The organism is Anaerohalosphaeraceae bacterium, assembly GCA_037479115.1.
GTDB lineage: Bacteria > Planctomycetota > Phycisphaerae > Sedimentisphaerales > Anaerohalosphaeraceae > JAHDQI01.
In genome coordinates this window covers 23540-38164 of sequence record JBBFLK010000019.1, presented here as the reverse complement: position 1 = coordinate 38164, position 14625 = coordinate 23540, and the positions used below count along the sequence as shown (strand labels likewise).

12 protein-coding genes are annotated in these 14625 nt (G+C 55.2%); 2 read left to right on the top strand and 10 right to left on the bottom strand.

What is annotated here, in order from left to right; genetic code table 11:
• Position 1 precedes the first annotated feature (1 nt).
• Positions 2–1381, bottom strand: a complete 1380-nt coding sequence (locus tag WHS88_09570) for an MATE family efflux transporter (GenBank protein ID MEJ5260425.1) — start codon at positions 1379–1381, stop codon at positions 2–4.
• A 218-nt stretch (positions 1382–1599) separates the two neighbouring features.
• On the opposite strand from WHS88_09570, the gene lepA reads away from it, so the two are divergent.
• Together lepA and WHS88_09560 are read left to right on the top strand one after the other, a co-directional pair.
• Entirely contained in the window at positions 1600–3396 is a 1797-nt protein-coding gene (gene lepA / locus WHS88_09565; protein ID MEJ5260424.1) for a translation elongation factor 4, read from the top strand.
• A gap of 115 nt (positions 3397–3511) precedes the next feature.
• A complete protein-coding gene (locus tag WHS88_09560; GenBank protein MEJ5260423.1) occupies positions 3512–4720 on the top strand; it encodes an AAA family ATPase in 1209 nt (402 codons plus the stop codon).
• Positions 4721–4726: 6 nt separating this feature from the next.
• Here the strand turns inward: WHS88_09560 and WHS88_09555 are convergent, their stop codons facing one another.
• From WHS88_09555 to WHS88_09515, 9 genes are all read right to left on the bottom strand, one after another.
• Positions 4727–5401: a ubiquinone/menaquinone biosynthesis methyltransferase gene (locus tag WHS88_09555; protein ID MEJ5260422.1), complete on the bottom strand. Its 675-nt coding sequence runs from the start codon at positions 5399–5401 to the stop codon at positions 4727–4729.
• A gap of 22 nt (positions 5402–5423) precedes the next feature.
• Positions 5424–6350: a 1,4-dihydroxy-2-naphthoate octaprenyltransferase gene (menA, locus tag WHS88_09550; protein MEJ5260421.1), complete on the bottom strand. Its 927-nt coding sequence runs from the start codon at positions 6348–6350 to the stop codon at positions 5424–5426.
• Positions 6340–7611, bottom strand: a complete 1272-nt coding sequence (gene truD, locus WHS88_09545; protein MEJ5260420.1) for a tRNA pseudouridine(13) synthase TruD — start codon at positions 7609–7611, stop codon at positions 6340–6342. The genes menA and truD overlap by 11 nt, the downstream gene beginning before the upstream one ends.
• Positions 7612–7682: 71 nt before the next feature.
• Positions 7683–8852, bottom strand: a complete 1170-nt coding sequence (hemW, locus tag WHS88_09540; GenBank protein MEJ5260419.1) for a radical SAM family heme chaperone HemW — start codon at positions 8850–8852, stop codon at positions 7683–7685.
• Complete coding sequence (locus tag WHS88_09535) at positions 8845–9738, bottom strand: phosphatidylcholine/phosphatidylserine synthase (GenBank protein ID MEJ5260418.1); 894 nt, start codon at positions 9736–9738, stop codon at positions 8845–8847. The genes hemW and WHS88_09535 overlap by 8 nt, the downstream gene beginning before the upstream one ends.
• On the bottom strand, positions 9728–10450 hold the full coding sequence (locus WHS88_09530) for a phosphatidylserine decarboxylase (GenBank protein MEJ5260417.1): 723 nt from the start codon (positions 10448–10450) through the stop codon (positions 9728–9730). Before WHS88_09530 ends, WHS88_09535 begins: the two co-directional genes overlap by 11 nt.
• Before the next feature lie 226 nt (positions 10451–10676).
• Positions 10677–11384, bottom strand: a complete 708-nt coding sequence (locus WHS88_09525) for an NYN domain-containing protein (GenBank protein ID MEJ5260416.1) — start codon at positions 11382–11384, stop codon at positions 10677–10679.
• Positions 11291–12307 (bottom strand): hypothetical protein, encoded by a 1017-nt coding sequence (locus tag WHS88_09520; protein ID MEJ5260415.1) that lies wholly within the window; start codon positions 12305–12307, stop codon positions 11291–11293. The genes WHS88_09525 and WHS88_09520 overlap by 94 nt, the downstream gene beginning before the upstream one ends.
• A gap of 30 nt (positions 12308–12337) precedes the next feature.
• The gene (locus WHS88_09515; GenBank protein ID MEJ5260414.1) at positions 12338–14542 is read right to left on the bottom strand and encodes a DUF4954 family protein; all 2205 of its coding nucleotides are present in this window, start codon (positions 14540–14542) and stop codon (positions 12338–12340) included.
• Positions 14543–14625: the final 83 nt, after the last annotated feature.

Genomic DNA, 14625 nt, shown 5'->3' with positions numbered 1-14625 from the left:
TTTACAAGTCTCTGATTTCGTGCAGCGGTTCGATTGGGGCCGGCGGCGGAGCTGTTTCATCAAGCACCCGGATGGTTCTCCAGTGTCCGGTTCGGTACCGCAGATAAATCAGCCCGCTGAAGGCCAGAAGCGTCAGACACAGAAATCCCCAGGTCCATCGGGGCGGCAGCTGGGCGATTTTCAGAAGAAAAAGCTGCCCGATAACCAGCGTCCAGTGCATGCTGACGGAAATAGCCATAGCCCAGACCGTATCGCCGGCCCCGCGAAGCGCCCCGCTGAAAACCAGCGTCGTGGCGTCCGCCATCACATACAGGGCGGCCATCCGCAGCATAATGACGGCTTCCGGACGGGCGGCGGCAAAAACGGCATCCTCCTGAGGAGGGCGGAAGATATCCACCAGCGGATGCGGGAAAAAGGCAAAGGTCAGCAGAATGCAGAAGGAATAGGTCCAGGCCAGTTTCAGTCCGGAAAAGGCGGCGCGGTCGGCGATGTCCGGTTCTGAACGGCCCATATAACGTCCGACCAGACTGGTCACTCCGACGTGAATGCCCACCAGCGGGATAAAAGAGACCAAGTCCCAGTTGAATACAATCGTCACGGCGGTTGCCGTCTGAAGCCCGCAGGCATGGAAATTGAGAATCAGCAGCGTAAATGCCAGCATATTCAGAAAGAATTCGATGCCCGCCGGCGTGCCGTACCGCCACAGTTTTTTCATCAGGAGACCGTCATAACGGAAGGAACGGATTACGGCAAACACGTGCCGCTCGGGTCCGAGCAGATAAACACTGCCCAGCACAAGCAGTCCGAAGAAGCTGCCGAGGATTGTGCCGTAGGCCGCTCCGCGAATGCCGAGGGCCGGAAAACCGAAATGGCCGAAAATCAGAACGTAATTGATAATGATGTTCGAAACCGTTGACACAATCGCAGAGACCATCACGGTTTGAGTTTTTCCGATGCCGGAGAAAAAGCTGCTCAGGCAGTTTCGAAACAGACTAATCAGGACCCCGTACAGCAGGATATTGAAATAAACAGTCTGGGGGCCGAGCTGTTCCGGAGGGATTTTGGTGAGAACGAAGAGCTGCCAGGCCAGAGGACGTGCCGCCAGAATGAGCGGCCAGGCAAAAAGGGAAACAAGAAGCCCCTGTGTAATTACAACGGGGCAGTCGGTTTTTCTGCCTGCGCCGAAACATTGGGCCGTCAGGGCTGTACAGTAGCCGGTCAGCCCCAGGAAAAAAGTCGTCATCATAAAACAAGTCAGCCCGCCTCCCATGGCGGCGCTCATCTGGTGGGGGCCCAGACGCGACAAAAACAGCCGGTCTGTGAAAATCATAATCGTATCGCAGGCGCTGGAAATGACCATCGGAAAAGCGATGGTGAGCATTTCCTTTATCCCGCCGGGGCCCAGATAATTTTGTTTCCAAAACGAGCTCATTCGGCCAAAAATCGCAAAACAGGAGGCAAAACAGAGTTTTTCTGTTTACAGCGGGGTTATGGTATCGTCGAGGTCCGGTTTTGTCCAGAAAAGTTGGGCGGGATTGCCTGCTTGCGGGAAAGATGGTATAATTTTCTTTTTTCCAAGAGGACTGATTTGGGATTCTTATGGGAACGGAACATATTCGGAATTTTTCGATTATTGCGCATATTGACCACGGCAAAAGCACGCTGGCCGACCGGCTGCTCGAGCTGACCGGGGCCATCAGCGACCGGGATAAAAAAGAGCAGTTTCTGGATGATATGGACCTGGAGCGGGAGCGGGGCATTACCATTAAAGCCTCTGCCGTAACGATGACCTATCCGTATCAGGGCCGTACCTATATGCTGAATCTGATTGATACGCCCGGGCATGTGGATTTTCATTATGAGGTTTCCCGTGCGCTGACGGCCTGTGAAGGCGCCCTTCTGGTGGTGGATGCCTCGCAGGGTGTGGAGGCCCAGACGGTGGCCAACGCCTATCTGGCTGTCGAAAGCGGCTGCGAAATCCTCGGCGTGATTAATAAAATTGATTTGACCGGGGCGCGTCCGGACGAAACGGCCCAGGAGGTCGAGCATGCCTTCGGTATTCCGGCCAAAGACTGCCTGAAGGTCAGTGCCAAGACGGGGCAGGGGATTCCGGAACTGCTGGAGGCGATTATTACACGTCTGCCGCCGCCGGAGGACAAAAGCGGGGAACCGGCGGCTGCGCTGATTTTTGACAGCCATGCGGATGAATACCGCGGCGTGATTTGCTACGTGCGGGTGTTTCAGGGTCGATTGTACAAACGCCAGAAAATCCGGCTGATGGGGTCCGGCCGCACGTATCAGATTACGGAATTGGGCAAGTTTATGCCCCGAATGACGCCGGTAGAGGCCCTCGGCACCGGCGAGGTGGGCTATGTGATTGCCAACATCAAAAATCTGCATGATGTAACAATCGGCGATACGATTACCGATTTTCATCATCCGGCGGAAAAACCGCTGCCCGGGTATAAAAAGCCGGTCCAGATGGTCTTTTCCGATTTTTATCCGTCCGGGGAGACGGATTATCCGAAACTGCGGGAGGCGTTTGAAAAACTGGCGCTGAACGATGCGAGTTTTTCGTTTGCCCCGCAGAATTCCCCGGCGCTGGGCTTTGGGTTTCGGTGCGGCTTTCTGGGGCTGCTGCATATGGAAATTGTGCAGGAGCGGCTGGAACGGGAAAGCGATGTGGACGTGGTGCAGACGGCTCCGACGGTCAGTTATGAGGTCCTGCTGACCTCCGGGGAGGTCAAACGCATTGACAGTCCGGCGGAACTGCCCGACCGTTCCCGGATTCAGGAGCTGCGCGAACCGATGGTTCGGCTGGAAATCATTACCAGCCATGAATCCCTGGGCGGTGTGCTCCGTCTGGCCGAGGAGCGGCGGTGCAAACTGGTCAAGACCGAATACATCAGTCCCACGCGCGTGATGCTCGAATACAAAGCGCCGCTGGCGGAAATTGTCTATGATTTTTATGACCAGCTCAAGGGCATCAGCCACGGCTATGCAACAATGGATTATGAGTTTTTGGGCTTTGAGGCGTCGGATCTGGTTAAGATAGATATCTTGGTAAATAAGACTCCCATCGAGGCCCTCAGTTTAATTGTGCATCGCAGCAACGCCGAGAAGCGCGGACGCAAACTGCTTTTGAAACTGAAGGAGGCGATTCCGCGGCATCAGTTTGAAATTCCGCTGCAGGCGGCCATCGGCGGCAAGATTATCGCCCGCGAGACGATTAAGGCCTACCGAAAGGATGTGACGGCCAAGCTGTACGGCGGCGATGTCACGCGCAAGATGAAGGTACTCAAGCGGCAAAAGGAGGGCAAAAAGCGGATGAAGGCCATCGGGCAGGTGACAATTCCGCAGGATGCCTTTATGTCCATTCTGGATACAAGCGATTGAGTTTTTTTCACAAACACCCAATTAAGGACTGTATTCGTCTTTATAACTCGACTTTTTTCGATAATGTCGTAAAATAGTCTGGACTATTCTACGATATTGTCGATAATAGTATCGTATGGAGATTCGCAGACGCTTATACGATACAATTTTAGCCCGCCATTTGTCATTAAACCGCCAGATGGCCTTCGTCAGCGGGGCTCGGCAGGTCGGCAAGACGACTACCTGTCGGCTTGCCGCCAGTAAGTATTTTAATTGGGATAATTTAGATGACCGTTCGAAAATTGTGAAAGGGCCGGCTGCGGTGGCCGAACAGGCGGGTTTGAATCAGCTTGGTCAGACGCCTCCGGTAGTCCTTTTCGATGAACTGCATAAGTTCAGGAAATGGAAACTGTTTTTAAAGGGATTTTTTGACACCTATGCGGACCAAGCCCGAATTGTCGTTACCGGCAGTTCGCGGCTGGATATCTACCGGCGCGGGGGAGACAGTTTGATGGGCCGGTATTTTTTATACCGAATGCATCCATTTACGGCCGCAGAAACCGTGCGGCAGGACCTGCCCGATTCCGGGCAGATTGTTCGTTCGCCCAAGCCCGTTCCGGAGGAGGACTATGCTGCGCTCTGGGAGTATGGCGGTTATCCGGAGCCGTTTCTTCGTCGGGATGCCATGTTCAGCCGACAGTGGCACAATCTGCGGCAGGTGCAGCTTTTGCGGGAGGACGTGCGGGATTTAACGAGAATTCAGCAGATGGATCAGTTAGAACTGCTGGTACATTTGCTTCTTGCCCGGTCCGGAAGCCAATTGGTTTACAGCAGTCTGGCCGCAGAGGTCGGTGTCACGATAGATACCGTTCGCCGATGGATTGCGACCTTATGCAATCTGCACTTCGGGTTTTTGATTCGGCCGTGGTTTAAGAATGTTTCCCGTTCTCTTCGCAAAGAACCGAAATGGTTTGTGCGCGACTGGTCGCTGGCGGACGACGCCGGCAGACGAGCGGAAACCTTTGTGGCTTGTCATTTGCTCAAGGCGGTGGAGGGCTGGAATGACCTGGGCTTGGGGACATTTGTTTTGGGGTATGTGCGGGATGTCTATCAGCGGGAAACGGATTTTATCGTGGTTCGGGACGGCAGGCCCTGGTTTCTGGCGGAGGTTAAGACCTCTGACACGAAAATAAGTCCCGCATTGTCTTATTTTCAGCGTCAGCTGAAGGTGCCGTTTGCTTTTCAGGTTGTGATGGATGAACCCTATGTGGATGCGGATTGCTTTTCCCGACCGCATCAGCCAATCATTGTGCCGGCCCGGACGTTTCTTTCTCAATTGCTGTAAACCGATTTACGGCAGGTGTTCCAGCAGGTGCAGGGTGACGGTGCCGGCGCAGAGGGTGCGGCTTGCGGAATAGGTAAGGCCGGCCTGCCGGCAGAGGTCCGGGAAGTTTAACTCATCATTCCATATTCGGATGGATTCCGCCAGGTAAATCAGCGGGTTGGGTCTGCCGAAAAGGGGAATGCTGGCGGCGGGCATCAGATATCGAAGATACATCCAGAACAAGCCGCGAACCAATTTGTTTTTCGGCAGGGAGAATTCGAGGATGCCGATGCGTCCGGAAGGGCGAAGAAGCCGTTTCATTTCCTTCAGGGCCGCAGAGGTATCAGGGATGTTCCGCAAGCCGAATGCACAGGTAATCAGGTCGAAGGAGTTTGACGGAAGCTCTGTCCGGACGGCGTCGGCGACATGCCAGCTGATTTGCTCAGACAGAGCGGCGTATTTTTTCCGGGCCTGTTCAATCATCGCCGGACTGATGTCCAGGCCGACGATTTCGGCGGCGGGCTGAAGACGGGCCAGGGCGGCGGCCATCTCGCCCGTTCCGCAGCACAAATCAAGGATTCGCTCCTGCGGCTGCGGATTCAGCAGGGCGGCGGCGGTGCGGCGCCAGCGCCGGTCCAGTCCAAAACTGAACAGGCGATTGCAGAGGTCATAGCGTGCGGCAATGGGTTCGAAATCAAACACGGCAGTTGTCCGGAAGTTTCATTTATCCCGCTTTGTTCAGCAGAATAGATAGAATCTGAAGGATGCCGAAAGTCAGGTGCAGAGCGGCGGTTTTTCGGTCGAGGGCTTCAATGGACTGAGCATCCCGACGGGTCAGGACGGTGTGCAGATTGCGGACTGCCAAAGGAACTGTCAGCAGCACCAGCAGCGACAGCAAAGGCAGGATATTCAGGACAATCAGGACGGCCGTAATTGCAAAGGCCGAAACCACAAGGGCGGCGTATTCGAGTTTGGCCCGGCGTGGCCCCAGCAGGGAGGCGGTTGTCTGAATGCCCGCTCGGGTGTCATCCTCGATGTCGCGCAGATTGTTGGCGGACAGGATGGCCGCCACGAGACAGCCGACCGGAAGCGAAACCCACAAGACGGAATGGCTATAGGTGCCGGTCAGGACGTAAAAAGAGCCGATGACCATCAGCGGGCCCATCAGCACAAAGACCATCGGGTCGCCGAGGCCCCGATATTTCAGAAAGAACGGAAAGCCGGTATAGAAGAATCCGCCGGCCATTCCCACCAATCCCAACAGGAGTATCGGCCAGCCGCGAAGCCGGACAAACCAAAGCCCCAGCAGGGCTGTTAGGGCAAAACAAATCAGTCCGGCTTTCAGGACAGCGCCCGGCGTCAGCAGGCCTTCGGGAAGGACTCGGCTGCCGCCGCGTGTGTCAGGGCGGTCTACGCCTTTGAGAAAATCAAAATATTCGTTGGTCAGATTGGTCGCGGCGTGAATCGCCAGCGAGGCGGCCAGAACAAAAGGAAGCAGCCGCCACTGGGTTTCTGTGTTGCCGTATGCCAGGGCTGCTCCCAGAAAGACCGGAATGATGGATGCCGTGTAGGAGAAAGGCCGAAACGCCTGAAGCCAGATGGAAAATCGGGAGCGATTCTTTTGGATTGGGGAGGGCTTCTCAGGCGACATCTTTTTTCATCAGCTCCCGCAGCAGAATGGTGGCATAGCAGCCGGAATCCAGCTCAAAAGACAGCTGGAGGTATTCGCCTTTGTCATCCTGTCCGGTTTCGATTTCAATCTGTTTGGGCTGAAAGCGCAGGGCCCGCCGTCCGCCCTTGGCACCGGCGATTTTCAGCCGCCGCAGGTCTTCCTCCTGCAGCGGCACCTGGTCGAGGACGGCGTTTTCAATTTCTCCGGCGGCTCCGCTGATTCGGGTGGTTCGAAGCCCCAGCAGAGGGCCGGTCGGGCTGATTTCAAACCGTTCGCAGCGGGGCTGCTCGGCCGCGGGGTCTTCGACCGTAAAACAGGCGCCGTTGTCGTGCTTCATCGCCAAATCGCCTTCGAGCACCTGATCGATTCGAGGCATTCGAGCTGCCAGGACCTGGTTGAAGATATGAGACTGCCAGGCCGCCACAAGGAGACTGCGGAACGGTTTGCTGACAGCCAGAGCGGCGCGGCGTTTGTCGCCGGGATAGTCAATCAGCGACTGCAGCGCCCGCCGCTGGTCGCGGAAACGGAACGGCCAGTTGCGGTAGGCCTTGTCGTATTGGCCTTCTTCGTAAAAGCGCCGGGCCCGGATGAAATCTTTCTGCTTGTCCAGCTCGGGTTTGCCCAGCAGGATGTCGGTGAATTCCTCGAGGCGGTCTTTCACGAGGGCCCATCCGAGCAGATGAGATTCAAAACGAGAGCCGAACCGCTGCGGGCCGAAGTAGTTCGGCACCCCGCGCCGGGCCAGCACGGTTAAGCACTGCTCGGCGATTTCTTTGGCCTGCTGGACAGGAACCTCCAGCTGCCGGACTCGGATGCGGAAACGATTGCCGGCCAGATGACCGGTTTTGAGTTTGTTGTTGTGCCGGGCGACTTCGAGAATGCGGATATTCGGAAGCTCCAGGGCCAGCAGCCGCTGGGGCTCGACGTGTTCGACCGACATCCATTGGCGGGTGACGGCTTTGGTGTCTTTGCGTCCGGCCATCCCGATATCCAGATGGCGGACCCCGAGGGCGTCAGCAATCCGCTCGGCCGCATCGGAACTGGCCAGACCGGTTTTTTCAATTCGAAAAAAGGTGTGAGTCCCCTCACCGGACGGCGGATAAAGAGGGATTTCGTCGACAAAGAAATCCTCCGGGCAGACCTTGATGACGCCGCCGATGCCCGGCAGGTCTTTGGTCAGGTACGGCCAGGCGGTTGTATCCACCAGTTCGATATTGTTTTCGGACAAGGAATCCATCATTTTTTACGGGTTATCGAGTTTTCTTAAGCATAGAAAACGGCTGGAAAAAAGCAAGAGGCAAGAACCGGAGTCTATACATCGGAAAAATCGCAGAGGATTGAATCGGCGACGGCCCGAGCGGGACGAGTGAGCCGAATCGATTCAGTGGTGTATTCCAACAATCCGAGGGCGGCGTAGTGCTGAATCGGTTCGGCAAATAGGTCCATCGGGTCAAAGCCGGTTCGGAAGATAAACTGCTGTCGATTGAGCCCGGCTGTTTTCCGCAGATTCAGGACAGCGGTCTCACAGGCGATTTCCAGAGGAGAGGGTACCTGAACTTCGTCGAAGGCCCATTGGTTTTTTTGGATGGATTCGATGTATCGGCCCAGGTCGGCAATGTTGCGGGTTCGCTGACCCTTGAACCACGAAGCGGCGGAGGGACCCAATCCCAGCCAGGGGCGATTGTCCCAATAGCGAAGGTTGTGTCGGCAGGCGAAGCCGGGGCGGGCGAAGTTGGAGATTTCGTACGGCTCCAGGCCGGCTGATTCGAGGATGTCGATGGCGGCCTCATACATCTGTCGGTCAGTCTCTTCATCGACAGGAAGGATTTTTTGGTCTTCCATGTCGCGAAAGAGCGGGGTCTCGGGTTCATAGGTCAGACTGTAGGCCGACAAGTGGGGGATGTCGAGAGCGAGGGCTTTGCGGACAGACTGCTTCCAGGTTTTTAAGGAGGAGCCGGGGACGGCAAAAATCAAATCCAGCCCGATGTTTTCGAAACCGCATTGCCGGGCTGTTTTGACGGTTTTGGAGATATCCTGGGGCTGGTGAAGCCGTCCCAGAAACGACAGCTCCTCCGGATGAAAGGATTGAGCCCCGATGGAGAGACGGTTGACGCCATATGTTTTCAGTACTGTAAAAAACTCGGAGCTGCATTGAGCCGGATTGATTTCAACCGTAAACTCTTCTGTCGGCCGGCCTGTCTTTTCGAGAAGCCGGCCCAGCAGGAACTCCGTTTGGCTGACGGACAAAACGGAAGGAGAGCCGCCGCCGATGTACAGGGTTTGGATAGGATGATGAACGTTATAGAGTTCAAGTTCTCTCAAAACGGCCCGGCTCCAGGCCTCCGCCGCATCCGGATTGTAGGGAATGGAATAAAAGGAGCAGTACCGGCACTTGCGGGCGCAAAACGGCACGTGAATATAAACAGACAGGGTGTTGTCAGGCATCGCAGAGGTGATGGGCTGGAATCTTTTTTCAGACATGGTCCGGGGCAGCCGGAGCGGGCGATTCAGCCGGAGCGGCAATCACCCGGCGGGAGTGCTGCCAGATTCTTCGCCACAAGCCGGTGAGGGCATAGCCGCCGAAACAAACAACCAGAGCGACCTGCAGCCCCGTCTGCCAAATCAGGGCCAGGATAACGGCGACCCAGAACAGGTGAATGATGGGTTTTTTGCCGCGGAGGTACTGATTGACCAGATGCGGGTATTCAATGCGGCTGACCATCAGGGCGCCGGCACCGATGGCAATCAGCGGCAGACAATACAAAATGGTTTTCAGAAGAAGAGCAAACAGGGGCCCGCGGGCCGTAGGGTCGGCCTTCATATGTTCAATCAGGACAATCAGTCCGGCCAGAATCCCCGCGGCGGCGGGCGTCGGCAGCCCCTGAAAAACCCGATGGGCGCTTTCGTCTTCGACATTTTCCACATTAAATCGGGCCAGACGGACGGCGGCGCAGCACATATAGGAAGCCCCTGCCAGCCAGAGAAACCGACGGAAAAAGTCAGACAGAAAGAACGTTTCTTCCCCGAACAGGTCCGGGAAGTTCTGAATCAGCACGCGAAAGGCCAGGACCGCCGGAGCGGCCCCGAAGCTGAGCATATCGCACAGACTGTCCAGCTGGCCGCCGAAGCTGGAGGTCGTCTGGCTCATTCGGGCGATGCGTCCGTCGAGCATGTCGGCAATCATTGCAATGAAAATCATGTAGCCGGCCAGGGCGAATTTGTCCGGTCCGTGGGCGGCCAGTCCAATGGCGGCAAACCCGCAGATGCCGTTGATGAGGGTCACCAGCGAGGGCAGAATCGTAACGGTTTGCAGCCGTCTGGGTTTGGACGGAAAGAAGAAACGGCGTTTTCTGTTTTTATGACTCATTTTCGTATCGGGCCAACGGCGTTTCGCCCGCTTTGACCTTGTCGCCGACTTTGACCAAAATTGTCAGATTCGGCCCCGCCGGTATATACAGTTCCGTTCTGGAGCCGAATTTAATCATACCAAAGGGCTGGCCGGCCGTAAAGGTCTGATTTTCGGCCGCTTCGCAAACAATTCGGCGGGCGATGGCCCCCGAAATCTGCCGCAGCAGAAGCGGTTCACAGGGCGGCTGGATTCGCTCCAGCAGGAGGTTGTTGGATTCGTTGAGTTTTCCGGCCTGAACGCCTTCGAGGGCATTGAGGAATTTGCCGGGCTTGTAGGTGACAGACCTGACGCGGACGGCACAGGGCATCCGGTTGATATGCACATTGAAGATGCTCAAAAAGATGCCGATACGGACGGCCGGGTCCGGTCCCAGCGCCGGTTCGTGCACCTGTTCGATGTCGCTGACGGTTCCGTCGGCGGGGGCAAGAAGCAGAGCCGGGTCGTCCGGAATCGTCCGCTTCGGGTCGCGGAAAAAAGAGACGGCCCAACTCAGCACGCACAGCAACACGGCTTCCGGCAGGACGCCCGCCAGCCAAAAACCAGCTCCGCTGTGCAGGGATTCCGGCAGCACCTGCCAAAAAAACAGGGCATACACAACCATCAAAATAAGCAGGACGGCCGGATAGGCCGCCGCCTGCGGAAGACCATATTTGGTTATCGGAATTCGCATAGATAATCAGGATAGAAGAAACCTTGTTAAAAAGCAAGTTTTGCTTTCAAAGGAAGTTAGGATAGAATTGAATATATATGGATACAAAATATCCCGAAATTGCTTCCTTTAAGTTTTTCCTTGAACCAGTCGATGAAAAATTAGTATAATTAATTAAGGATTATGATGAGAGGCTATCCAAAGGGGAACCAAAAAGGTGTTTGTCCCGCGGCGATGCCTCTCTTTTTTATCGGTATTTCAGTTTTTCTCGAAGGTTGTTCATAAAAGCCACGTCGTTAGATCGAATGAACTCACGCAACAAGGAAGAAAATTTTTGCTGATTTGGAATCAGCAGTTTTGCCAGTTTTCCTTTGTTTTTCAAGTATTGAATCAGACAGTAAAAGTCTCCATCACCTGAGACAATCACTGCTCCGTCATAATTTGGGAGTTCAATCATGGCGTGAAGAACGAGTTCTGCGTCTACATTCCCTTTTGTTTTGCCGTTTTTTAATAATATGGCTTGTTTGAGTATTAAATCGTATCCTTGCCTTCTAAGATTTTCATAGAGCGGCAGATTTTTTTCCAGATATCCAATAAATAGGAATGCTTTGCTTACATGGTATTTGTCGGCAAGGTATTTTCGAAAACGTCCAAAGTCCAGCTGCCAGCCTTGTTCTTTGATTGCCAAGTGTACATTTTGACTGTCAATAAAGGCGTATCGAATCAGTTTTTTCTTTGAGGGTTCTGATAAATCTGTTTGCGGTTCTATGATTGGGTCTCCGAGTAGAAAAACCTGTATTTGGTTTAAGAAAACGGCGAAGCGGATGTGCTTCGCCGTTCTTGTTTTTTTGAGGAGAATATTTAGACAATCAATTCGTTGCCGACCTTTCGGGCGCGGGTGGGTTTGTCGAGATTGATGGCGAGGGCCAGGCCGATTTCGACCAGCAGGTTCCATCCGGCGGCCAGGTACACATACGGAGTCAGTTCGCCGGCATCCGGGACCTGAATCGTCGGGAAGGGGGTCTTGCGGTTGGCGATGGCGACTACCTTGAGCCCGACCCCCTTGACGAGGACTTCCTGGAACTTTTCGATTTCGGCTTCGATGGGGTCCACCACAAAGACGATGTCTTTGGGGTCCATCACTTCCTCGATGCCGTGGACGGCGTACGTGCCTTCCAGGTAGTCGGATTTGTTTCGGGTGATTTCATTGGTCTTCAGTGTCAGCTCCTCAGCCACGCCGTCATTGTATCCGGCAAAATAGATGGTGGGAGCCCCGACAGCCGTCTGGATAATTGACGGATCGATTTTGAGGGTCAGAGCGGTTTCAATCTGGTCGGCCAGTTTGCCGCAGTTGACGTCGGCCAGATTGCCGGCGATATGCCGCAGGAGCGATTCATAAAAGAGGGCCTGTTCAATCACGCTTTTAGTGGCCGCAACGGCCTGTTCCCAGCCGCAGGTGAGAACAAACGTCTTGGCACAGGCCTCTTCCAGCAGCGTTCCGGCGTTGGCTGACAGGCCGAAACGGTTGGGGTTGCCCATTTCTTTGAGTTTTTTGGCCAGCAGCACCACTTCTTTGGTGCGTCCGGAGTTGGAGGCGCAGAAAACGGCAAACCGCGACAGGTTGTACTCGGCCGCCTGCCGGGACCCTTCGGTAAAGACGGCCAAATCCATCCCCCATCGCAGGGCTTTCCGAATGGCGTTTTTGGCGGGGAAGATTCGACTGGAGCCCTCGCCGGTCAGCAAAAGCCTACCTGCGGAACGGATGATTGGGGCGACTTCTTTGGTTTGATGGAGATTGAATTTTCGGACGACCCCGACAACATCCATCATCTCACGGACCAGCGCGAATTTTGCGTATCGTTCTTCCTGCAGGTTCATCGGTTTCTCCTCTAAAATGACGGTTGACAATTACCCTCTCTGTAAAACGGTCTGGACGGCGGCCTGAAATTGTTCGGTTTCCTGACGGACCCGTTTGACGAAATCGTTTTCCTCCAGCGGCCCGATGACGGCGAGCATTTCCTCGCTGTTTCGATAGGTGGCCTGACGGAAGGGGTTTTCGTAGTCTTTTTTGCGGGATTCGTAAACCCGCTGGCAAATCAGATGCTGGATTTGGACGGCCTGACGGAGGGCTTCCTTCCACTGCTCCGCAGTCAGGGATTGTGTTTCCCACAGCGAGCACAGGGTCGCCCAGGCGTGTTTTTGTTTGTCGGCCGGATACCGCTGCCAGAGCTGGTCATAACGTTCATGAATCTGCTGCCAGGTCTGCAGGTTTCCGTCGCGGATGTCGGCCCGCAGCCGGTCCACATCCTCCGCCGGCACCAGCTGGCCGCCCAGGTTGACCCACTGTCGGCATCGGGGCCCCTGCAGGGCGGTTTTCAGGGCTTCAAAATTCGCCTGCGGATTGGCCTGCATCCAGCTGAGCAGATTTTTGACCGCATAGTACAGCAGCATCTGCCGATAGGCCTGGTACCCTTCCACCGGTTTGAGAATCACGGCTTTTCGGGAGGATTTTTCCATCTTTTCGCCGAGCACCTCCAGGTCGGCAAGTCCCTTTTCGCCGCTGCAAAGCAGCGTGCGTCCGAGGGCGGCCAGGTCGTCGGCAGAGCGGCTGTCGGGAGATTGCCCCTGTCTGCGAAGATGGGCCTTTGCGGTCCACTCCTCCAGAAGCCGCATTGCATGAAAGATTTCCTCGGCGGTATCCGGGGCCAGACAGTCAAACTCAATATGCTGAATCTTTCGGATGCGTTTGTCACGCGTCTGAAACTTCCAGGTATTGCGGGCCAGCGCATACATATTGAAAAGCCACCAGAAGGCGGGCATGACCTCCAGACGGTCTAAGGAAACGTTGTTGTTCAGCAGCGAAAACGGCAGCGGAATATCCAGTTCGGCGGGATAATCACCCTTGGAAAGCAGCACGAAGGAGGCAAACCGGGAAGAGTGCTTGATGCTGGTGCACAGTCCGGGCCAAAAACCGCGTCCGGCCTGAATTTCATTGTCATTCGCCCGGCTGTTGTGGTTGGAGCCGATGGTGGCGCCGGCGGCCATATTGCTTTGGCCGAGCACGACGGAGGCAATCAGGAACGAATTGTTGTGGTGCTGTTCGTGGGCGGGAAAAATCAGGTTGTTGAGCACCTCGCAGCAGGAAATCGTGGAGTTGTCTCCGAGGAAGGAGTGAATCAGCCGGGCGCCGTATTTCAGATTGGAGTTGTTGCCGAGAATAAAGCGCACGGCCTTGCAGCCGTAGAAAATATGGCAGCCGTAGCCGATGATGCCGTTGACCAGTTCGACCCCTTCGCCGATTTGGCTGGGTTCTTCCGGAGAAGAGTTGATGGTCAGATTTTTGAGTTTGTTGGCGCCTTTGATATAGCAGTGAGCGCCGATTTTGACATCTTTGAGAATCTGACTGTTTTTGATGACGCACTGGTCGCCGACCGTGCCGTAGTAGCCGCGCCGGCTGTCAAACTGCTTCTGGGTCATTTCCTTAAACCGTTCCAGAAGCACCCTGTCGTCTCGATATTTTGCCCAGAGATAGGCGTCGGCGGTTATCATTCCGTCGAAGGGAATCACCCGCCGTCCGCCCGCTTCGTTTATCAGGTCCAGCCAGATGCGGACGGATTCGGGCTCGCCGTCTTTGATGATGCCGTTGCCGAATTTGGCGTAGTTGGTGGTGTGCATCTCATGGATGTTCAGCAGAATGCACCGGTTCCCGATGATGTAGTGGGCCAGATAGCTGACATTGTGGATGGCGGTATCATCGCCGATGTCGCAGGAGACGATGCGGCTGTTGGTGATGCCGACCGGCACCTGCATATCATGGTGCTCAAGGATTTGATTGCGCATGCGTCCCAGCCGCACCAGCCCGAAAAAGGAGCTGTTTTTGATTTGAGCCGGCTCAAACTCATCGGTGACCAGCACATCATCCCAGTTGTCGGCTGTGTTGCCGTTCTTGACCAGCTGCTCGAGCTCATCGGCCCGAAGATGCCGCCAGGCCGGATGGGGCTGAGGGATTTGGCTGTTGCGAAGGTAAAACTCGTCTTTGCCGTCCGGCAGATAGGGGGAAGGGATAAAATTCTTCCCGAGCTGACCGGCCGGCAGCAGGCTTACATGTTCCATTCGGATGACCCTCCAAGACCATTCGAAATTTTTTAAAGGTGCATTATATACAGATGCGGCACAGCCGAGCAAGGGTTCTGTGC

Coding starts and splice junctions, on each gene's coding strand:
- WHS88_09535 (MEJ5260418.1), bottom strand. CDS start 9,738: ATGAGTCATAAAAACAGAAAACGCCGTTTCTTCTTTCCGTCCAAACCC.
- truD (MEJ5260420.1), bottom strand. CDS start 7,611: ATGATGGATTCCTTGTCCGAAAACAATATCGAACTGGTGGATACAACC.
- WHS88_09515 (MEJ5260414.1), bottom strand. CDS start 14,542: ATGGAACATGTAAGCCTGCTGCCGGCCGGTCAGCTCGGGAAGAATTTT.
- WHS88_09560 (MEJ5260423.1), top strand. CDS start 3,512: ATGGAGATTCGCAGACGCTTATACGATACAATTTTAGCCCGCCATTTG.
- menA (MEJ5260421.1), bottom strand. CDS start 6,350: ATGTCGCCTGAGAAGCCCTCCCCAATCCAAAAGAATCGCTCCCGATTT.
- WHS88_09530 (MEJ5260417.1), bottom strand. CDS start 10,450: ATGCGAATTCCGATAACCAAATATGGTCTTCCGCAGGCGGCGGCCTAT.
- hemW (MEJ5260419.1), bottom strand. CDS start 8,852: ATGTCTGAAAAAAGATTCCAGCCCATCACCTCTGCGATGCCTGACAAC.
- WHS88_09525 (MEJ5260416.1), bottom strand. CDS start 11,384: ATGGAACCTGCTGGTCGAAATCGGCCTGGCCCTCGCCATCAATCTCGA.
- WHS88_09520 (MEJ5260415.1), bottom strand. CDS start 12,307: ATGAACCTGCAGGAAGAACGATACGCAAAATTCGCGCTGGTCCGTGAG.
- lepA (MEJ5260424.1), top strand. CDS start 1,600: ATGGGAACGGAACATATTCGGAATTTTTCGATTATTGCGCATATTGAC.
- WHS88_09570 (MEJ5260425.1), bottom strand. CDS start 1,381: ATGCTCACCATCGCTTTTCCGATGGTCATTTCCAGCGCCTGCGATACG.